This window comes from Gardnerella sp. KA00771 (assembly GCF_049244045.1).
Lineage (GTDB): Bacteria > Actinomycetota > Actinomycetes > Actinomycetales > Bifidobacteriaceae > Bifidobacterium > Bifidobacterium swidsinskii.
Genome location: NZ_CP058368.1, coordinates 1,038,104 through 1,058,596 on the forward strand (window position 1 = coordinate 1,038,104; position 20,493 = coordinate 1,058,596).

Sequence of the window (20,493 nt, forward strand, 5' to 3'; positions counted from 1 at the left end):
CCTCGTTATTCCTCAGTTCCGTTATTTTTTGCGGTTAGATCAGCGCACATTGTGTACGCATCCACACCTTCCGGCTGATAGTAACGTTTTCGCAAACCCATTTTCTTAAAACCAAAACGTTCATACAACGCGAGCGCAGGAACATTGTCAACTCGCACTTCTAGCAGCATGCGTTTAGCACCAATTTGTTTTGCAGTTTTAATCATTGTCAACAAAAGCTTAGAGGCTATGCTTTTTCGTTGATATTGTTTTGCAACGCCAATTGTCATTATTTGCGCGTCATCGCCGTCAAACCAGTAGCCAGCATACCCGCATAATGTATGCGTATTTTCGTCGATTTGAGCGTAATACGCGCGCATAGGAGCTTGTAATTCTTGCGAAATCATGCTCTCATTCCATGAGCCTTTGCCAAACAAGTCAGCTTCAATAGGCGCTATTTTTTGCGCTAACTCATCGCAAGTAAAATCGCACTTTGGAACTATATTGCAATTCTCGGCTACTGCTGGAAATTGAGAACGCGTTATATCAACAATCATAATTACTCAAATCGTTAAAACGCTTCTATTTCTCTTTTGCCTTATTCGCTTCACCAGAGCCAAGCACATGCTTAAGCGGATTTGGCACAGACACGTCCGGACGGCGCAAATACAGCGGTTCAACAGCTTTTACGTGCTCATCTTTATTTGCATATTCCAAAGAGCATTGCTCGAAAATTTGCAAGCCTTGCACACCCAAGTCAAGCGCGCAAACTTCTGCAATAACGCCAACATGCGCAATATTTCGCCAGTCTTCAACGTATTTTTTAGCACCGTGTCCGAGCACATCCACGCAATAATTTTCGTTAGTTTGTCTTGCTAAATACTCGTTTACGCGAGATACAACATTTTGCGGATAGTCAATATCCATATCTATTAGCGCATTTCCTTCGTCGTCGTACAAGGACATGTACACTTGACGACGGCGTGCATCATTTAGTGAAAGCACGTAGTGACGAATATTAGAGTCGCAAGAATCAGCATCATTCTGAAGATTTAGTAGAAAACCCTTCTCTATACTGCCATTTTTGCGAGCTTCTTCGAACGCGCCAGAACGCATCATCAAACTTTGAGGAAGAAGACTATCACACCCCAAAATTTCAGCATTATTTGCAAACGCAATCGCTTTTGCTGCAACTAATCCTGCGCGAAGTCCTGTAAAAGGAGCAGGACCTACTCCCACAACCACGCGTTTAATATCGGAAGGCTTAAACCCAGCGTCCTCCACAACTTTTGCAATATTTACTTGTAAACGCTCCACGTGAGTGCGAGAGTCGGTTTCAACAATCGGCTCATGGTCCACAATTCCAACAGTAGAGCCAAATGATGTGTCAATAATCAGCGTATTACTCATGTTCATTCCTCGAAGTCACGTACCAGACTAGCTTACTCGCTTAGCACAACTTGCGTTATTTACTGCGTTATTTACTTATGTATTACTCGCGTATTACTCTGCCTATTTCTTAATTACAATTTTGCAAGTCGATTAAGCCAATCCTTGCCAGCAGCTTTCAAAGTTACGATTCGCTCGCCATCGCTAGTAAAATCGTCTACTTGCGAAGAGTCAATAGGTCTTGCAATATGAACTTCTAAGCGCTCAGCAGCAAGCACTCCTGCCATTTGCTCACCCCACTCCATAAGCACAACAGTGCCGTCTCCTGGCTCTTCCAAAGCTTCGTCAAGTCCCAAAGATTCAAGCTCGTCAAGCAAACGCGAAACAGTATCTTGCCCCGGAGCAAAATCTTCGCCACCCAAACGGTAAGCGTCAACGTGAATTAGCGTCGCCGGCTTACCATCCGCAAAAGTGCCATGCAATTCGCGCGCAATCGTAAAAGTTGGAGACACAATCGGCTCACTAATTGAAAGCCCTGCGCCAAAACCTTGAGCGAACGTTGTTTTACCAGCTCCAAGAGGGCCAGAAAGCAGCAAAACGTCGCCTTCTTTAACTAGCTTTGCAACAGCTTTACCAAGCTCGCGCATATCAGTATCCGTAGGCACAGTACAAACTTTTTGCTGTTCTGACACCGTTTCTTCTTTCATACTTAACACAATCTTTCTAATTTGCAGTTCTTAATTTACGTTTCTTATTCACGATTCTTAATTTACGCTTTCTAATTTCCTCGAGACGCAATGAGCATAATACATTTTTCAAGCGCATAATTCGCGTCACTAGATCCGCCTTTGCACTGCTCATCCGCCCAAGCTAAAGATTGCAAACATTGAGAAACACCTGCACTATTCCATCCAGCAAGCTGACGCATTGCCATTTTCAGAGCCCACGGGTTTACTTTCGCTTCAGCACTAGAAATCGTGCCGTTGCGAATTGCCATTGCGAGCGCAATTACGCGTACTTTTGCAGCCAAAGCACCTATTAATGCTATGGCGTCAACTCCTTGAGCAATTGCAGTTCTTGCTGCAAGCACAGCAGAACCTGCATGACCTGCAACAGCTTTATCTGCAACAAAAAAGCCGGTAACTTGCGGATCTGCAACCAAGTATCGATCGACAATATCAAGCGTTATTGGATTATCGTCATAGTCGAAGCATAATTGCGAGCATAATGCTGCAAGCTCTCCCGTTTTACTTCCCAAAACTGACACAAGACGTTGTGCTGCTTGAGGCTCAACACTTCGATTGTGACGCTCAAATATGCTCATAACGAAGTTGAGCTTTGCATCGTCTTTTTTAAGATCCGGTACTGTAATTGTGTTTGCGCCAGCTTTCGTAAGGCGCGTAATAATAGACTTTCCTTTAAGCCCACCTTCGTGACGTGCAATAACCCAAGTTGCAGAAGAGTCTACAAAATTATTTTCACTATTTTGCGCTTGTTTGCAGAAATTTTCGATTGCGTCTACTAAAGACTCGTCTGCTTGTTGCAAATTATTTATTATTACAATCGTTCCGTCACCGAAAAGCGAAGGACCTACAGCTTCGTCAAATGCGTACTGATCCGCAGTTGACGCATCGAGTTCAATAATTTCAGCATCCGGAGCACTTTTTTGAACTTTTTCACGCACATTTCGAGCATTGAGCTCGTTTAAGTAAGCGTCACCTCCAACTACCAGCGTAACTGGCATAACGCGTTGCGCACGCTTATCATTTGCTGCCATAATGCTCCTTAAACCAACCAACTCTTAACCATCATAATATTGCATTCGAATATGCGTGCGTGTTTGCTACTCTTCGAAAATTTTCTCTGCTTCTCGTAACGTTCGCTTTGCCGAAGCAGACCACAGTTGACCAATTATGCTAGCTCTTTGAGCATAATACTTATTGCGAAAAGCGCGCAAAGCTAGCATAAACAAAGCCAATATCACAAATTCTGCACACAACATTGCCCACGCTCCTGCAGCACCTTTTATCCATGGAAACACGCCAAAAGATACTTCATCGCACCAACACGCGCACTTTTGCATAAAGCTTGTTCCAATTGATGAAGCTCTAGCGAAAATAAGCGATAATCCATCGTTAAAGCTCGCACAAACTAGTGAAATTAAGCCGCACACTGTTGCCCAATCCATAAGAGGCGCAACTATTAGATTAGCTGGCACAGACATAAATGACACTTCCGGTTGCATAAGAATTTGCACTGGCATAGTCCAAAATTGTGCAGAAAGCGTTATAGCTAGCGCAGAAGCAACACAAGATGGCATATATTTTGCAAGCGTTTTAGAAATCGGCACTCCCATAACAACAATTCCCAAAGTTGCTGCGGAAGAAAGAGCAAAAGCATAGTCCCAAGCGTATGAGGGATTTACCACAAGCACGCCTATAACAGTCCAACTTAAAGCACTAGCTGACTGGTATGGTCGTTTACAACACCATGCAACAGCGGATATTATTCCCATAATTAACGCTCGAAGCACAGATGCAGAAGGGTAAACTATTGCAGCCAAAGCAATTTGCAACGTAATTTGTATTAAAGATGTAGACCAATGAGGCAACAGTAATCGTGCGCAAAACTTGCGAATAATCATACTAAGTAGCAAAAAGTGTCCGCCTGAAACTGCCATAACATGCATGATTCCAGCATGTTGAAAATGTTGACGCGTCATATTCGCATAAGTTTCGTCGACCGGCTCAAGTGAACTTGCATCCTCTACTGGCACATATTCTTGCCCAAGCATGCCAACAGTTACTCCAGGAACCAACATTCTGCCTTGCATATCGAGCTTATTTGTTACGTCATAAAACGATTTCCACAAATTACTAACGGCTTTGTGCCAAAAGTCTGAGTCTTGTACAACATGCAAGTTTCGTTGAGTTTTTTCTACATGCAATTCAGGCTTACTACTATCAAATCTCGAAGCTTTCACGCTAACAGGAACGCTTAGGCTCGAACCATAGCTAAGTTGCTTGCATATTGGCGAATACGCATACAGTCGCGCTTGAACATAACTTTTTTGCGCATCAAACTTATGCACTTGAACATTCGCTTGGCAATCTCCTTTAAAACTTCTAGACGAGCGCACAGGAGCAACTACTGTAAATTCTGCAAAATGCGCGTGCTCGGCATTATTTCCTTGAAAATACAGTGCTTTAGTAGGATTATTGCCGCGTATTTCTCGCATAATAACGTCACCAGATATCACATATTGAGTTATGTACGAAAGCATGCACGCAGCTACAAAAACGTTTATTGCTACTAAAACTGTTCTGCGCCATATAAAAAACTTAAATTTTTTGCAAAATATAAAAATCGAAACTATAGTTGCATTGAATAAAACTATTGAAATGCAATAAATTATAGTAAAATTGCATAAGAATTTTCCAATTAAGCACCCAGCCCAGCACGCTGCAGCAACAGGAATCATACGAAAATCACGACTTCCAGAAACGTTTTCTACTTTTTCTACGTTTTCTCGCATAATTCACCTATTTGACGTCAACATTCCCACGGAATTTATTCAAGGTTTTAGGCCCAATTCCTTTAATTTGCATCAAATCTTCTAAACTGCGAAAATAACCAACTCTTTTACGCTGAGCAATAATGCGCGCAGCAGTTTTGGGACCGATTCCTTTTAAGGTTTGTAACTGATCAAGCGTTGCAGTGTTTATATTGATTCTGCCAGTGTTGCTTTGATGAGAAGCAGTATTCTCGTTGCTTCTGTCGCTTTTGTTATTACTGTCACCTTTGTTGCTTTTGTTGTTGCCTTTACTGCCGCCGTTGCCTTTACTTACATTGTTTCCGTCACCTCCGCTGTTTCCGTCACCTCCGCTGTTTCCGTCGCTTTCATTACTTACACTTTTTTCTTCATCATCATTTTTATTGTTACCTTTTAAATCACTAAAAGAAGGCTTTTCGCGACTAGTATCGTCGTTTTCTATTGCAAACGCGCCTGCTTTTTCGTTCTGAACTCGTTGATATGTTAAGGATTGAGAAATAAGCATTGTCAGGCTTGCGCAAAGAGCTGCAACTAGTATCAGCATTAAAGCAAGCGTATGTACAGGCTTCATGTGAAATCTAGGAGAAGTTTTGCTACTTATAATTTCTTCATCAAAAGAATTACAAGCTTTTTCGCAATAGTCGTCACTAAAATTTTTACCAACATTGCTGTTAGAAAATTCCTCTAAAGACGTTGCAATTCGTCTCCGAGGCAAATCAGACGCAGGCTTATTAAACCTAAAATTATGCGCATAATTCTGCCCAAAATTCTGCCCAAAGTCTTCCATAAATCCCCCAACTCTTAAAGTTCTTAACTTAACTATTGGGCAACTTGTAACACTTCGCAACAAAAATACGCGCCTGTGGTTAAAACCTTTAACAGCCAAAGCGACTGAAGGAACGCTCGCGCGGTTAACGCGCTCGCTACGAAACTCGCGTTGGAAGTCCACTGGACTTCCAACTTAAGCGAGTTTCCGCATTGAAATGCCTACGCGCGCTACGCTTTGAGCGCTCCGGCAAGTCAATGCGCAGCTTAATTAAGCGACTTTAGTTGCACTTAGTAAACCACGCACTTTACGTAACTTTCTGCACGAGTCTATGAGTTTTGTGTTGACGGTTAGCGTGTTGAGAGGCTGGAAAAATTGTGTTCAGTGCTAAAAGAGGACTGAGAAGCTACATTCTTTAAATATAGGCGAACACAATAAGCGTCTTTAGCAACCAGAGCGCACGAAGGACGGAACGCACGCAAACACAATTTTTCCAGCCTCGTCAAAACCAAAAAACTAAATCAGTTACAAAACTCATAGACGAAACCCAAGAATAACAAAAAATGCTGTAAAGCGCGAAAAATCGCGCAATACAGCATTAATTAAGCCGAATCTTACCTCTCGTCTGGTACAATAGACACAATCTTCGGAGCCTTCACAATCACCTTGCGCGGAGCCTTACCGCCCAAGCGATCAGCTACAGCTTCTAGCGCAAGCTTTTCAAGCTCAGAAGCGTCAATATTTGGATCAACTTCAAGCTTTGCACGAACCTTGCCCTTTATTTGCACAACGGCAGTAACAGTATCCTCACCAACGTAGCGAGCATCTGCAACAGGCCAATCTGCGTGAGCAATAGACTTATCATGCCCAAGCTTGCTCCACATTTCTTCGCAAATATGCGGCGCAATTGGAGCCAACATAAGAACCAGCGGCTCAACAGCTGCTCTCGACACGTGAGGAAGCGAAGTCAAATGGTTGTTAAGCACAATCAGCTTAGCAATTGCAGTATTTGGACGCATTGCTTCCATTTCCACAGTCACTTCTGCAATTGTGTTGTTAAGAATCTTCAACGTCTTCTCATCCAAAGCGTCGTCAGTTACCACGCAAGCTCCGGTTTCTTCGTTCACAACGTTACGCCACAAGCGCTGCAAGAATCGCATGCCACCAACAACGTTACGCGTGTTCCACGGACGAGACTCAGAAAGCGGACCCATGCTCATTTCGTACAAGCGGAACGTATCTGCACCGTAGTTTTCGTACATGTAGTCTGGGGTCACAATATTCTTTAAGCTCTTGCCCATTTTGCCGAACTCGCGGTTCACGCTCTCGCCGTGCCACGTAAAGGTTGGCTCACCAGCGCCGTTTGAAGCACCTTCTTCAACCTCGTCAGCAGGAACGTACTGTCCGCGCTCATCCGTATAAGCGTAAGCCTGAATCATGCCCTGGTTAAACAAGCGGTGGAATGGCTCAGCAGAATCCACGTAACCCAAGTCGTAAAGTGCCTTATGCCAGAACCTTGAGTAAAGCAAGTGCAAAACTGCATGCTCTACGCCACCAACGTAAAGGTCAACGCCGCCAGAAACATGCTCTTTGCCTGGACGGTTCGTGCCCATCCAGTAGTCGTATTCGTCGCTGTCAACCATATGCTCAGCGTCGTTTGGATCCAAGTAGCGCATGTAGTACCAGCAGGAACCAGCCCAGTTTGGCATGGTGTTGGTGTCGCGGTAGTAGGTTTTTACGCCGTCGCCGAGGTCGAGCTGAACTTTTACCCAATCTTCGTTTCGACTCAAAGGTGCTTCAGGCTCCGAATTTGCGTCGTCTGGAGCGTAAGTTTTTGGCTGATAGTCAGGAACGTCCGGCAATGCAATTGGAAGCTCGCTATCTGGCACTAAGTGAGCAACACCGTCCTCATCGTAAACGATTGGGAATGGTTCACCCCAGTAGCGCTGACGAGAGAACAGCCAGTCGCGAAGTCGGTAAGAAACTCTACCTTTTCCTACGCCTGCAGCTTCAAGCCAAGTCGTCACCTTTTTAATAGCTTCATCTACACGCAAACCGTTAATAGACAAAGCATCGCCAAGCTTATGAGTATGTTCTACTGCTGAATTAATAACAATTCCGTCGTGAGAAACAAACGGAGCTTTACCCTCGTAATCCTCCAACTTTTCTTCGGAATCAGGCAAAGGCTCAACAGTGTAAATTACTGGCAAACCGAATGCTTTTGCGAAATCATAATCGCGCTGGTCGCCGCCAGGAACTGCCATAATTGCACCTGTGCCGTAGCCCATAAGCACGTAGTCAGCAGCAAACAGTGGAAGCTTTGCTCCAGTTACAGGATTAATTGCATAAAGACCCGTAAACAAGCCTGTTTTTGCTCCTGCGTCTTCCGTGCGATCTTTAGCAGTCTTCGCGCGAGCTTGAGCTTGATACTCTGCCAAGCCTTCTTTAAGACTTGCGTAACCGCCCTTCCAGCCTTCTGGAACGTCCGCACCCCAAGCTTCTGGAACATGCTCAAGAATTGGGTGATCCACAGAAACAACAGCAAAAGTTGTGCCAAAAAGCGTGTCTGGACGAGTAGTGTACACTTCCAAATCGCGCGTTTCGTCATCCGCACATGGCACTTCAAAGTGCACAGATGCACCGTGAGATTCGCCAATCCAGTTTCGCTGCATAAGCTTAACTTTTTCTGGCCAATCAATAGTGTTCAAATCTTCCACCAAGCGGTGTCCATAATCGGTAATTCGCATGGACCACTGGCGAAGGTTGCGCTGGAATACTGGGAAGTTTCCGCGTTCAGACTTACCTTCTGCAGTAACTTCTTCGTTTGCGAGCACAGTTCCCAAGCCTGGGCACCAATTTACAGGAGATTTAGAAATATAAGCAATACGGAAATTGTTTAATACATCCGCTTGCTCTACTTTATTAAGCTCTTCCCACTTTTTGCCTGCAAAACCAGGAATTTCGCGCTTTCCGCTCTTAAACTCATCAACAAGCTCAGCAATTGGTCGAGCAGAACCTTTTCCGCCGTCTTTGCGCACAAAATCAGGGTTGTACCAAGCGTCATAAAGCTTGGAGAAAATCCACTGCGTCCAACGCACATAATTCGTATCAATAGTTGCAAAAGACCTACGATCATCAAAGCTCAAGCCCATGCGGTGCAGCTGCCTGCGCATATTAGCAATATTCGCCTCAGTGGTGATGCGCGGATGCTGACCAGTTTGCACAGCGTACTGTTCAGCCGGCAAACCAAAAGCGTCATAACCCATTGCATGAAGAACATTCTCACCCTTCATGCGATGGTAGCGGCTTACAACATCCGTTGCCAAATATCCAAGAGGATGTCCAACGTGTAAGCCTTTGCCGGAAGGATACGGGAACATATCCATTGCAAAGAAAGAAGGACGACCGTCAGCATTCCTGCCTTCGCCATCCTTCAAATTGCCCTTAACATTAGCGGCCCAAAATGTGCCCTGCTCGTCCCAGGTTTTTTGCCAGCGCTGCTCAATATCTTGTGCGAGCTGCGCGTTGTAACGAAAAGCTGGCTCAGCAATAGTAGCTTTGTTGTCAGCTGTTGCATACTGTTGATCGTTGTCGTTCATACCCTAGGACTATAGCGTCTAATATCGTCATTACGCAACACTTTTTACAAGTTTTGTTAAGAAAAATATGCTTTTTACGAAAGTTTTACTGTTTAATGCAATAAATTTATGCAAACAAGCTTTTTCATAAAATCCATTATTACAATAGTAAACAAAACAATAGTAAACAAATTATTATTAAATAACTTTTTAATACAAGAGGTTAAGAATTGAAAGTACCGAAGAATACACTACTACTTATTGCTTGTTTAGTTTGGGCAGCAGCAGGCTTTAATATTCTCAATATTGGGTTGTTAGCATACCAAAATTATTTGCAACCACTTAATTATGCTTTGTCTATTCTTGTTTTTGGCATATTCCAATTCCTAATTTTTGGCAAACTTGTAAAAAAGCATACTCAAAGAATTAACGGCTATGCTGAAGAAAAGCAGTTTTTCCTTAAATTCTTTGACGTAAAATCCTTCATAATTATGGCTTTTATGATGACAGGCGGAATTGCTTTGCGCGCAACTAACGCAGCTCCAGAACAGTTTATTGCAGTGTTCTACACAGGCTTAGGAACTGCACTATTTTTAGCAGGATTGCTTTTTGGATATCAATTTGTTAAAACTGTATGTCCGCATTACAAAAACACTCATACTATGCAATAGTGCTTACAAACACTTGTAACACCAGCAACATTACTAAGGAATATTTGACTATCACTCTACGTAAGGAAGTTACTATGAATCATGTTATGAAACGTTATATTAATACGTCTTTGTTGTATGCTGTCCTCGCCATGATTGGCGGTGTCTTTTATCGCGAATTTACAAAATTTAATGCTTTCCATGCAAAAAGTATGCTTGCTGTAGTTCACACACACTACTTTATGCTTGGCATGGTTGTTTTTCTGTTACTTATACTAGTTGAGAAAAACTTCAGTTTTAGTAACGAAAAAACTACACGAATCTTAGTAACTTATCATATTGGACTCAACCTCACAGCACTAATGATGGTTACTCGTGGAATTGCACAAGTACTACGTCTACATCTCAGTCCATCTATAGATTTTGCCATAACTGGTTTAGCAGGAATCGGACACATCCTACTTGGCGTAAGTATTGTACTAATCTTATTGCAAATTAAACGCAGCATCGCTCATTGTGCTAATACTTCAGTAAAATAGTGAGTTTGGGAATAAATTAATAAATATTTTATTAAGTATGTAGCACATGTTTCGTATGCGCTACTACGCTAAGAAGGCTTCTATGAACAACGCTGTATATAAGAAAAGTAGATTATACGCTCCTGAGCGTTTCTTTGAATGCGAAGGTAAAGGCTTAAAATGGCTTTCTGAAGCTCACAAATACGGCGGCCCTAGAGTGGCTGAAGTATTTGATTGGGGAAACGGTTACCTTAATATTGAGCGCATTGACACTCACTCAGCAACACCACTTGCTGCATTTGAGTTTGGTGCAGCGCTCGCTCATATGCACGATTACGGTGCAAAATATTTTGGTGAAGCACCAGCAGATTACGATGGCACATGCTATTTTGGACCTTTAAGTGATCCAGTTGAAATGCCAACTGGCACTTGGAGTAACGTTATTGACTACCTTGCGGACGGACGATTGCGTCCTATGGTTGAGCTTGGTATTGCTCGCGGAGAGCTTACTCAAAGCGATTTAGATCTTACAAACGAAGTTATTGATGCGCTGCCTGATTTATTAGGAAAAGCTGCAGAAGATAAGCCTGCTCGAGTTCACGGAGACTTGTGGAGCGGAAACGTGTTATGGACTAAAAGTTCAGACGGCGAACACACTGAAGCTGTTCTTATCGACCCTGCAGCACATGGTGGGCACCGCGAAGAAGATTTAGCTATGCTTCATCTGTTTGGAATCAGCTATTTTAGGCAGATTTTAGACGGCTATCAGTCTGTTCATCCACTTAAAGCAGGTTTTGAGCAGCGCATGATTATTTGGCAGCTCTACCCTATTGCAGGACATTGCGTGTTCTTTGGCGGAGGCTACGTGAGCGAATACCGTAATATGTGCGAAAGTCTTATAAAAAGTTCTATAAGATAATTTTGCTCACTAAAATAGCAATGTAAGTATTTAGCACATGGCTATATACAATGTTAGAAGATAGTTACAAGTAGATCACATATAGACAGCAACAGATAGACCACGAAACGAGAGGTCACTACTATGATTCGTTTGTGCAACAGAACTATGCATCGTTCTTTAGTTATGCTGGCAGCATTAGTTACGATGCTTTTTGTTGTTAGCTCGTGCGCAAGTTCAACAAAAACTTCTTTAAAATCTGAAAATAAAGAACAAGCGAATCACGGTAACGTTATTGTTTTTACTCCATCAGACGGATTAGCAATAACACGCAATAAGCCTCTAAGCACGTGGGACATATTGGTTCCAGAATTAATAAAATCGTTAAAAGATAAGGGATTTGACGATAATTCTATTACTACTAAAACTTCTTCTAGCCTTTCAGAACAAAGCCGCGATGTGCAAGATTATGTAGTAAATTTGCTAAGCTCATTGAACAATGCAAAACAGAATAATTCAGGAAAGCACAATTCTGTTTCTGAAAATTCAAAAATCAAAAAACAATTAAGTAAAACGACAATTGTTATAGCTCCATGGACTAGCAAAAACGGCAATAATAACTATGGAGATTATGCAACGTTGCCTGCGTCTAATTCTGAAAATACACAAAAATCAAATACTCAGGACTTAAATTTACAAAACGACGATAACTCTCAATCATCTAAAGATGAGCTTAATGCAGAAAAACGATTGGCATCCTCACTTCGCCTAGCAAAAAAGGCGGGAATCCACGTTGTTATGCTCTCACGACGTGTTAGCGGTTTCAAACCTGATGTGATGTTCCATTTATCTGACGCAAGAACCATTGGCGAAATTCAAGCAACAACTCTGATACAAAAAATCGCTCTAGATCGTGCAACTAAAGAAAATCCACGCTATATTGAAGTTCTTTTGCCATGTCACAATCAAAAAAATATTAATGCAAACAATAATAATCAACAAAATAACAGCGACGAAGCAAGCGAAGATGATGATTCTAACAACAATACGCATGCAAATAGCGAAACAGCATTCCATGATGATTTTGCTGAAGAAGCATTCGCTGGCATTTGGAAAGTTTTGAGACCATATTTTGCTTCTGGAACATTAATAAGCACTTCTGGAAGATTGAATGTGAATAGTAGCGAAAAAGACTGGACCAATGTTGCTTTCGACGCAGATGTAGCTGACTCTGTGAAAAATGAGTTAACAAAACGAATTACGAAAAGTACAAGTCTTTTTTCACACTCAAGGCATCGCGTTGATGGAATTATTGCGCTCGATGATCAAATTGCTTTACAAGCCGTACAAGCACTAAACAATCTCGGTTATGAAGGAAGCGCAGCAGATATAAACCCATCTTTCAATTTGCCGGACGTTATCGGAAACTTCATAGGGAAACGAGATCTTAATAAAAGACCAGTTCCTGCTCCAAAAGATTCTGCAAAGAAATCCGAAAAAGAATTACGACAACAGCAGAAAAAAGATGAGGAAGAAGAATCAGAAGCAAAGAAATGGCCAGTAATAACTGGTTATGGCGCGTACAAAAATATTATGCCAAACATTGTGAGCGGAAAGCAATGGATGACAACTATAGAAAATCATAAGCAGATTGTTCAAGATCTTACTGCTACTTGTTATTCTTTGAACAGAAACGGTAAACTTGACAAAAAAATCGCTACAGTGCAAACAAAAATTGAACACGGGGAAACTGTCCCTACTGTTAACGAGCGACTAGTGGCAGTAAGCGCAACAAATCTAAAATCACGTTTAATTGACCCAGGTTACGTATCATTAGCAGACGCAGGCTTGTAAATACAATTTTTGGATGCAAGTTATGGAACGCAAGTTGTGAAATATAAGTTGTGGAACGCAATCTGCAGCTTCAAGCTAACTTCAAGCTATATTCCCCACGAATTTACACACAGCTAACGTTTGCGTGGAGCATAAATAACGTGTTCGATAAGGTCGTTATAACGCTCTACAACAACTTGACGACGCGCCTTTAAACTTGGCGTAATCAAACCGTTTGCTTGAGTAAACTCATCTGGAACTATTTCGAACTTGCGAATAGACTCAGCTCTAGAAACTAGCTCATTTGCTTTGCTAACAGCACGTTCAACTTCTGCTCGCACAATACCGTTATGTGAAGCTTCTTTTAAAGACCGTACGGGGCATGCACCACGCGAAGAAAGCCAAGTATTTACTTCTGATAAATCGAGCGCAATAATTGCTGAAACAAACGGCTTCCTGTCTCCGATAACAACAGCTTGAGAAATAATAGGTGAAGACATTAATGAAGCTTCTAACGCATTTGGAGATAAGTTCTTACCGCCAGCAGTAATAATAAGATCTTTCTTTCTGCCTGTAATACGCACAAAACCGTCATCGTCTAAAGATCCAAAATCTCCAGTATGCAACCAGCCATTTACAATCTGCTGTTTGGTAAGCTCAGGATTATTATGGTAGCCTTTGCACACTGCAGGACTTTTAATACACAATTCACCATCATCAGCAATAGCAACAGATACACCCTTTACAGGCAAACCAACGGTACCAATGCGATAACCTGTCGTAGGATTCACCATAGAAGGAGCACAAGTTTCTGTCATTCCATAGCCTTCTAGAAGAGGCAAACCAATGCCATTAAAGAAGTGTGCAATCGACAAATCTAAAGGAGCACCGCCCGAAATAGCGTATGAAACAGAGCCTCCAAATACGTGTAGTAGTGGAGCATACACTAATTTTTTACATATTGAATGGCTAAGAGCGAGCATTGGAGGAACCATTGAACTAGACTGCTGAGCGCGAGACCATTCGCGAGCAACCTTAGATGCATAAGCAAAAATAAAACCTTTTACTCCTCTGCCTGCTTTTTGAGAAGCAGCATTGTAAATCTTCTCAAAAATGCGTGGAACCCCAAGAATAAATGTTGGTTTAAAAGTTTGAAAATCAGACAATACAGTTTTCAAATTACTCGTCAAACCAAGAGTTATATTTCCAGCAAAGCAGAACAATTGCATAAACCTAGCAAAAACGTGCGCAAGAGGCAAGAACAGCAAAAGACGCGGGCTGCCTTTTAACGCAATGTCTGACATAGAAATAACACCTGATTTAGCAATAAAGACAAAATTGCTATGAGTAAGTTCAATTCCTTTTGGCTCACCAGTTGAACCTGAAGTGTACACAATTGTTGCTATGTCACTTCCATTAACAGCGTGCACTCGCTCATAAAATTCAGCATCAGTTACTGCTTTACCGTATTCAATGCACGCGTCGATAGCACCACGATTCATTACATATACGTCGTGAAGAGTAGGACATTCTTCTTGAACAGCCTCTACTTTTGGCAACATTTCAGGAGACTCCACAAATATTGAACATACTTGAGAATCTTGAACAATATGTTGTATTTGCAACGAAGAGCTTGTTTCATAAATTGGCACTGTCAATGCGCCTATAGACATAATAGCCATATCAAGAACAGTCCATTGCCATGAAGTGTGAGCAATAATTGACACAGCGTCACCAGGCATTACCCCTCTAGCAATAAAGCCTTTAGCAACAGCTATTACTGTATCTCTAAATTCTTGAGCAGTATATGACTTCCAAACGCCGTCAGCTCCAACGTATTCAACCAAAGAACCATTAGGATTGCGCTCTGCTCGCTCTTCTAGCAGTGAGAAAACATTAACATCTGTATCAATAGACTCATCAAGTGGACGAGAATATTCTTGCATATTAGCTCCTCTATCTGCTGAATTGACGTATATCTTTACTATACGCGATTTGCAAGTCTTCGCATATGCGAATATCTACAAGATTGTAATAAATTTTGTTCATTTATCTACAAATATCTACGATATAAATATAGTATTTTGCTTATTCCACAGGCTTAAGCACAATGCGACGCTTAACTGTCATTCTTTCAGGATTAGCATATGTACGATTTTTACGTTTTAAACCCCACTGCACACAAGTTGTGCCGCAATGGTCCGAAGCTCCTTCGACATGTGCAAAATTCTGGCCTCTTTTCACAAAAACACCAACGCTAAACTTTGTTACAGCAGGCTCAAAAGTAGATGTCAGTTCACCATGCCTAATAGTCACAACTGATTTACCAGCGACTTTACCAGCAAAACTAATAACGCCATCTGCAGGCGCAAATAAAGGAGTCCCTGTGCTTGCAGCTAAATCTACGCCGCGATGCCCAGCCATCCAAGGTTTAGGCGGAGGATTAAAAGCTTTTACTATTCGTGCAGGTTTTACAGGCCATTGCATAGCTGACTTGCATGTTTTTTCGCTATAAGCGCCTTTAGAAAGAGCACACTTGTGGCAACATGTCACAGCAGATTCTACAACATAATATTTAAGATGATGACTATTTTGCGAAATTTCGGGTTGTAAAAACAGCGTATATAATAAAATAACTGAGATTATAAAAATCCCCAAACAGGCAGATATTTTGTAATATAATTCATAATTTTTGCGAATACACATATATTCCCCATCCATATTTTTATAAAACGACTTTTATAACAGTTTTGCAGCTAATTTGCAAAAATCATAAGCTTTTAAAGCATTGTGGATAAAACATATGCTTATAATCACTGTTTCGACACGCCAAAACACGCCATATTTGCATCTTTGAAAATTACGTGTAATATAAATGTCTTGTGCACAGCGCTTAGTTGAGCACAAGATATTCCTGCGTAGCTCAGTTGGCAGAGCGTTCGACTGTTAATCGAATGGTCGCTGGTTCAAGCCCAGCCGCAGGAGCCATGAAGCCACTGGTTTTCCAGTGGCTTTTTGCGTTAAATATTACGACTTGTATCCACAAGCAAAATCTTGATTGTTTAGTGCTCATGAGCGTGGCTAACATAAACATTTTGGCGTATTATATAAACAAGTTGCGTATTCAAATGCGCTAATGTTGAGCAGCAATAGATAACAGAGGACAAATATGAATCAACATAGCTCCGATAGTGTTGAAAAGAGTCAAAAGAAAAAGCTCATTATTCTCATTGTGGGAATTGTTGTGCTAGCTTTAGCTCTTGGCGCAGTTGGCACACTTTGGTACATGAAGCAGACTGAACGCACTAAAGCAGCTCGCAAACAGTGCGAAATAAAAGTTGCACAAGTTTCTAAAGCCAAAGCCGTATGGAAAAGTTTAGCACACAACAGCGTAATAACAGATCTCACAAAAGGTGACTCTGATAACGCAAAAAAACTTGCTAAAATCATGAGCGAAAAGGTTCCTGACGCAGTATCTTGCACAGCAAACTCTCCTGAAGAACTTGGTTCCCAAAGCGCAGAAGCTTTAGCTGCTTCTGAATGGTATGCAGTCAAAGCAAAAAGAGTGCGCGAGTTGGCTGTTACATTAATCGATGAAAATAACAAAAAAGATAAAGACAAAGATAAAGACAAACAAGACGAAGAAGCAAAGAAGCAAGAGATAAATGAATCGACTGGAATTGTGATTCAGCGTTCAAATGTTGTCCCACCAAAGCCAAAGCCAACACCAGCGCCGACGAAGAATACACAAAACACTAAAAAACAGAAGACTGAGGAAAATCATGGAAAAAATAGTAATACAAAAAATCCACAGTGCAAAAAAGGAGATAAAAATTGCACTAGCCAGGTGAAGGAAAACCCAAGCGAAGAAGGTAAAGGAAGCACAAAACCAGACAAAAAAGGCAGCGAAGACGAATCTGGCGACGGAAACCATAAAGGAAATAGTGGTCAAGAAGATCCGAATGATAAAGCAAAAAAGGGCGACCAAGATTCCTCTGCTAAAGCGGACCTAATAGGACCTCCACCATCTTCAGAATCTCCACAAAAACCATAAAACATATTCCTCTGTTATCTAACTCAATAATAAAAGCTCCCAGCGTATATCACTGGGAGCTTTTACATTATCTAACTCTACATCGTAAACGATGTTGAACTTTATAAACTATTCATTCATTTTGCTACTCGAACATGAGTTAAATCGACTTCCTCAAGAGGAATTACTCGAGTATGATTTTTAATCTTATAACCAATGTATAGAACGATAAATAGCGGCACGGACATGTACGTGATTCCAATAGCCTGCCAGTTAAGCGTTGCAAATGAATGCAAATCCTGACCAACAATAACAAGAATACATAAGAAGAACGCAACAATAGGACCAAACGGATACCACTTTGCTCGATAAACTAATTCATCTAAGGAATGACCTTGAGCCAAGTATGCTTTACGGAAACGATAATGAGCTGCAGCAATACCAGCCCAAGCAATAAAACCAGTCAAACCACTTGCAGCAACCAGGAACATGTAAATTTGCGAACCAAAAATACTCATAAAGAAAGTAAATAAAGCAACTACAAATGTAGCAATCAACGCAGGAACAGGAATACCACGAAGACTTACCTTGCCAAATACTTTTGGAGCATTATCTTCTTTTGCGAGCGAATAAAGCATTCTTGTTGAAGCATACATGCCGGAATTTGCTGCAGAAATAACAGAAGTCAGAATAACAGCATTCATAACTGCCGCTGCAGCTGCAAGCCCTGCACGCTGGAACACAAGCGTAAACGGACTAATAGCAATATCAGTTACATCAGAACCAAGTAAGTTCTTGTCAGTATAAGGAATAATGCAAGCAATAATGAAAATTGCAAGAATGTAGAAGAGAAGAATACGCCAGAACACTTGCTTTACAGCCTTTGGAATACTCTTTTCAGGAGTTGCAGACTCTCCAGCAGTAATACCAATAAGCTCAGTTCCTTGGAAAGAGAAGCCTGCAATAGCGAAAGCACACAACACTGCAGGAACACCGCCTGCAAATGGAGCGTCCTTATGAGTGAAGTTTTGCAAGAATGGCGCTTTGCCGCCAACAATGCCAACAATCGTAAGCGAACCGATAACAAGGAACACGATTACTGCCAACACTTTAATAATAGAAAGCCAATACTCAGTTTCTCCAAAGCACTTAACTGTAAGCACATTAATAACCAAAATAAGCATAAGAACCGACAGTGAGAAAATCCATATTGGCACTGTTGGGAACCAATATTGCAGAACTATTGCTGCAGTACTAACGTCCACCGCAACCGTAATAGCCCAATTAAACCAATAGTTCCAGCCCATTGCGAAACCTAGTGCAGGATCAATAAAACGTCCAGAATACGATGCAAACGATCCACTAATAGGCATAAATGTTGCCATTTCACCAAGGGAAGTCATAAGGAAGTACACCATAATGCCAATCGCACCATAAGCAAGCAAAGCACCACCAGGACCAGCCATATGGATTGTTGCACCACTAGCAACGAATAAGCCGGTACCAATGCTGCCACCTAAAGCAATCATGGAAATATGTCGGGTTTTTAATCCTCGATGAACATCGTTATTTTGATGAGTATTCTGCTGAGTATTCTGTGCAGCAGTAGATGATAATGAGCTACTCATTTTTCCTCCTTTCATGACAATCAGAGGCAAAACAAGCAAGCAAAAGCAAGCGTGTCGATAGCTCTCCGCAGCGGATGCCAAATCACTGCGACAGTCCTTGGTATATTAAGCCAAGTCCCAGCTCACTACTTTTGGGATTAAGCAGTAAACTTCGGCGCTCTCCCCTTTTGTAAGCAATTAACGCTTTCCCTGGCTCATGCTTACTACTCTTGTCGAGCGCGACCTCTGGTCGATGGTGTTCATTATTAGTACGACTTGCAGACAAACAGTAAAAAATACGGCGTGGCGCATAAAAATTAAAAAATAATAACAAAAAACGCCACCCCAAAAAGAGGTGACGTTTAAAATTTGTGGAGCTAGGGGGATTCGAACCCCCGACCCCCTCCATGCCATGGAGATGCGCTACCAGCTGCGCCATAGCCCCGTTTTTACTTATGCTGTTCAAACGAACCTTTGATAGGTTACAACAAATAGCCGTTCTATCCAAATGCGGCGTGTCGAATTCAACTTACAAATTCCAAAAATCCTGCGAATTCTACTAACAATTTAGTCGCCAATTCGGCAAACCAATTCAAGAACCAATTCGAAAATTAGTTACCATTGGCACTTCCAGATTGATCACCATTACCAGGAGAAGTTACATTGTTTGAAGAACCAGTAGATCCCGAAGATCCAGCAGATCCAGCACCTGCATCAGAACTATCAGCACCCGATCCACTATTCCCACTAGCAGCATCACCTGAATTCGTTCCTGAATCATTGTTAGTGTCACTACCTAAATCATTATCAGAATGACCACCTGTCGAACTATCTGCATTTTCATTGCCATGCTCATCATTTTCGTCTTCATTAGCATCTTTACTATCAGAATCATCATGAGACTTCTTATGGTCTTGATTAGTATTCGTGTTAAGACGTTGCTTAGGTTGCGGCTGATTTTGCTGCTGCTCATGACTAATTTCTTCAGGCTTATCAATATTGTCTGTGCCTTTTCCTTGTGTAAACAAAAGAACAGCACCTGCAGTAACAATAACAGCTATAAGAGCACTTATAACAGCAACAACAATTGTTGTACGATGATCGTTTCTATTTTGGTAAGATCCAGAAGAGTAACCGTAGTTTTCACTAACAACCTTAGATAACGGCACCGGCTCTGGAATTGTGCCTTCCGACAGTTCCATGTCTTCTTCATGCTGTTCACGTAATTTCGACAATTCCAAAATACGCGTATTTTCTAATTCTGGATTACGGACTTGCGAACTAACAGTGCGTCCAAATCTTGCATCTTGAACAGCCATATTTTTGTCATCTGAAGGATCAGTATTACATTGCAATGAATTTGATGAATATTGCATATGAATATCATCTCCAATTCTTTTAGAATCAACATTCTCTAAACCATTTGAACGCACGCTAGAATCTGACACATTACTAAAATTAGACTGTTCTGTAGAAGTATTCGGATTTACTTCCGAAAGTTTACGCGATGAAGCGTGAATAACATTCTGATACAACTGCGATGCTACTGCTGAGACAATAGAACCAATAGCTACGCCAATAACTGAACCAGCAATACCAATTTTCGAAGCAAGTAAAAACGAAGTCACTGCAGCGAGCGATCCAGCTAATACTTGCGTAAACGATATGCCTTTGAAGAAATTCTTCACT

General features: G+C 41.6%; 16 protein-coding genes, 2 tRNA genes and 1 riboswitch. Of the genes, 6 read left to right on the forward strand and 12 right to left on the reverse strand.

From position 1 onward, the window contains the following. Positions 1-5: 5 nt before the first annotated feature. From rimI to leuS, 7 genes are all read right to left on the reverse strand, one after another. On the reverse strand, positions 6-536 hold the full coding sequence (gene rimI / locus HXT57_RS04425; RefSeq protein WP_064621714.1) for a ribosomal protein S18-alanine N-acetyltransferase: 531 nt from the start codon (positions 534-536) through the stop codon (positions 6-8). A 25-nt stretch (positions 537-561) separates the two neighbouring features. After that, the gene (gene tsaB, locus HXT57_RS04430) at positions 562-1,389 is read right to left on the reverse strand and encodes a tRNA (adenosine(37)-N6)-threonylcarbamoyltransferase complex dimerization subunit type 1 TsaB (protein ID WP_421783425.1); all 828 of its coding nucleotides are present in this window, start codon (positions 1,387-1,389) and stop codon (positions 562-564) included. A 113-nt stretch (positions 1,390-1,502) separates the two neighbouring features. Continuing rightward, on the reverse strand, positions 1,503-2,075 hold the full coding sequence (gene tsaE / locus HXT57_RS04435; protein WP_012914282.1) for a tRNA (adenosine(37)-N6)-threonylcarbamoyltransferase complex ATPase subunit type 1 TsaE: 573 nt from the start codon (positions 2,073-2,075) through the stop codon (positions 1,503-1,505). A 71-nt stretch (positions 2,076-2,146) separates the two neighbouring features. Further along, positions 2,147-3,145, reverse strand: coding sequence for a DNA polymerase III subunit delta (holA, locus tag HXT57_RS04440; RefSeq protein ID WP_421783427.1), 999 nt, complete (start codon positions 3,143-3,145; stop codon positions 2,147-2,149). A gap of 66 nt (positions 3,146-3,211) precedes the next feature. Next, on the reverse strand, positions 3,212-4,903 hold the full coding sequence (locus HXT57_RS04445; protein ID WP_064621711.1) for a ComEC/Rec2 family competence protein: 1,692 nt from the start codon (positions 4,901-4,903) through the stop codon (positions 3,212-3,214). 7 nt (positions 4,904-4,910) lie between these two features. After that, positions 4,911-5,708 carry a ComEA family DNA-binding protein gene (locus HXT57_RS04450; RefSeq protein ID WP_421783429.1) on the reverse strand — a complete coding sequence of 266 codons (798 nt, stop codon included), beginning with the start codon at positions 5,706-5,708 and terminating at the stop codon, positions 4,911-4,913. Between the two features lie 593 nt (positions 5,709-6,301). Next, positions 6,302-9,286, reverse strand: coding sequence for a leucine--tRNA ligase (leuS, locus tag HXT57_RS04455; RefSeq protein WP_421783431.1), 2,985 nt, complete (start codon positions 9,284-9,286; stop codon positions 6,302-6,304). A 209-nt stretch (positions 9,287-9,495) separates the two neighbouring features. On the opposite strand from leuS, the gene HXT57_RS04460 reads away from it, so the two are divergent. The 4 genes from HXT57_RS04460 (at position 9,496) to HXT57_RS04475 (ending at position 13,185) form a co-directional block, all read left to right on the forward strand. Further along, positions 9,496-9,936 (forward strand): hypothetical protein, encoded by a 441-nt coding sequence (locus HXT57_RS04460; protein ID WP_004108264.1) that lies wholly within the window; start codon positions 9,496-9,498, stop codon positions 9,934-9,936. A 74-nt stretch (positions 9,937-10,010) separates the two neighbouring features. After that, positions 10,011-10,454: a DUF2871 domain-containing protein gene (locus tag HXT57_RS04465; protein WP_080551015.1), complete on the forward strand. Its 444-nt coding sequence runs from the start codon at positions 10,011-10,013 to the stop codon at positions 10,452-10,454. A gap of 82 nt (positions 10,455-10,536) precedes the next feature. Next, positions 10,537-11,352 (forward strand): fructosamine kinase family protein, encoded by an 816-nt coding sequence (locus HXT57_RS04470; RefSeq protein WP_116431622.1) that lies wholly within the window; start codon positions 10,537-10,539, stop codon positions 11,350-11,352. 123 nt (positions 11,353-11,475) lie between these two features. Beyond that, the gene (locus HXT57_RS04475; RefSeq protein WP_421783433.1) at positions 11,476-13,185 is read left to right on the forward strand and encodes a hypothetical protein; all 1,710 of its coding nucleotides are present in this window, start codon (positions 11,476-11,478) and stop codon (positions 13,183-13,185) included. Between the two features lie 113 nt (positions 13,186-13,298). Here HXT57_RS04475 and HXT57_RS04480 read toward each other — a convergent pair whose 3' ends face one another. Together HXT57_RS04480 and HXT57_RS04485 are read right to left on the reverse strand one after the other, a co-directional pair. Next, entirely contained in the window at positions 13,299-15,110 is a 1,812-nt protein-coding gene (locus HXT57_RS04480) for an AMP-dependent synthetase/ligase (RefSeq protein ID WP_421783435.1), read from the reverse strand. Between the two features lie 142 nt (positions 15,111-15,252). After that, the gene (locus HXT57_RS04485; protein WP_421783437.1) at positions 15,253-15,870 is read right to left on the reverse strand and encodes a M23 family metallopeptidase; all 618 of its coding nucleotides are present in this window, start codon (positions 15,868-15,870) and stop codon (positions 15,253-15,255) included. A gap of 206 nt (positions 15,871-16,076) precedes the next feature. Here HXT57_RS04485 and HXT57_RS04490 point away from each other — a divergent pair. After that, positions 16,077-16,152 (forward strand) — tRNA-Asn (locus HXT57_RS04490). Positions 16,153-16,333: 181 nt separating this feature from the next. Next, on the forward strand, positions 16,334-17,218 hold the full coding sequence (locus HXT57_RS04495; RefSeq protein WP_421783439.1) for an ATPase: 885 nt from the start codon (positions 16,334-16,336) through the stop codon (positions 17,216-17,218). A 116-nt stretch (positions 17,219-17,334) separates the two neighbouring features. Here HXT57_RS04495 and HXT57_RS04500 read toward each other — a convergent pair whose 3' ends face one another. The 3 genes from HXT57_RS04500 to HXT57_RS04510 all read right to left on the reverse strand — a co-directional run bounded on the left by HXT57_RS04500 (position 17,335) and on the right by HXT57_RS04510 (position 20,492). Continuing rightward, positions 17,335-18,726, reverse strand: coding sequence for an amino acid permease (locus HXT57_RS04500; RefSeq protein WP_421783749.1), 1,392 nt, complete (start codon positions 18,724-18,726; stop codon positions 17,335-17,337). Positions 18,727-18,875: 149 nt separating this feature from the next. Next, positions 18,876-19,062: riboswitch (Lysine riboswitch) on the reverse strand. Positions 19,063-19,176: 114 nt separating this feature from the next. Then, positions 19,177-19,249: transfer RNA gene (locus HXT57_RS04505), tRNA-Ala, on the reverse strand. 166 nt (positions 19,250-19,415) lie between these two features. Continuing rightward, positions 19,416-20,492: an ATPase gene (locus HXT57_RS04510; protein WP_421783441.1), complete on the reverse strand. Its 1,077-nt coding sequence runs from the start codon at positions 20,490-20,492 to the stop codon at positions 19,416-19,418. Position 20,493 lies beyond the last annotated feature (1 nt).

Bases quoted from the DNA above. Each gene is read 5' to 3' on its own strand.
- rimI (WP_064621714.1), bottom strand. From the start codon at position 536: ATGATTGTTGATATAACGCGTTCTCAATTTCCAGCAGTAGCCGAGAAT.
- tsaB (WP_421783425.1), bottom strand. From the start codon at position 1,389: ATGAGTAATACGCTGATTATTGACACATCATTTGGCTCTACTGTTGGA.
- tsaE (WP_012914282.1), bottom strand. From the start codon at position 2,075: ATGAAAGAAGAAACGGTGTCAGAACAGCAAAAAGTTTGTACTGTGCCT.
- holA (WP_421783427.1), bottom strand. From the start codon at position 3,145: ATGGCAGCAAATGATAAGCGTGCGCAACGCGTTATGCCAGTTACGCTG.
- HXT57_RS04445 (WP_064621711.1), bottom strand. From the start codon at position 4,903: ATGCGAGAAAACGTAGAAAAAGTAGAAAACGTTTCTGGAAGTCGTGAT.
- HXT57_RS04450 (WP_421783429.1), bottom strand. From the start codon at position 5,708: ATGGAAGACTTTGGGCAGAATTTTGGGCAGAATTATGCGCATAATTTT.
- leuS (WP_421783431.1), bottom strand. From the start codon at position 9,286: ATGAACGACAACGATCAACAGTATGCAACAGCTGACAACAAAGCTACT.
- HXT57_RS04465 (WP_080551015.1), top strand. From the start codon at position 10,011: ATGAATCATGTTATGAAACGTTATATTAATACGTCTTTGTTGTATGCT.
- HXT57_RS04470 (WP_116431622.1), top strand. From the start codon at position 10,537: ATGAACAACGCTGTATATAAGAAAAGTAGATTATACGCTCCTGAGCGT.
- HXT57_RS04475 (WP_421783433.1), top strand. From the start codon at position 11,476: ATGATTCGTTTGTGCAACAGAACTATGCATCGTTCTTTAGTTATGCTG.
- HXT57_RS04480 (WP_421783435.1), bottom strand. From the start codon at position 15,110: ATGCAAGAATATTCTCGTCCACTTGATGAGTCTATTGATACAGATGTT.
- HXT57_RS04485 (WP_421783437.1), bottom strand. From the start codon at position 15,870: ATGTGTATTCGCAAAAATTATGAATTATATTACAAAATATCTGCCTGT.
- HXT57_RS04495 (WP_421783439.1), top strand. From the start codon at position 16,334: ATGAATCAACATAGCTCCGATAGTGTTGAAAAGAGTCAAAAGAAAAAG.
- HXT57_RS04500 (WP_421783749.1), bottom strand. From the start codon at position 18,726: ATGATTGCTTTAGGTGGCAGCATTGGTACCGGCTTATTCGTTGCTAGT.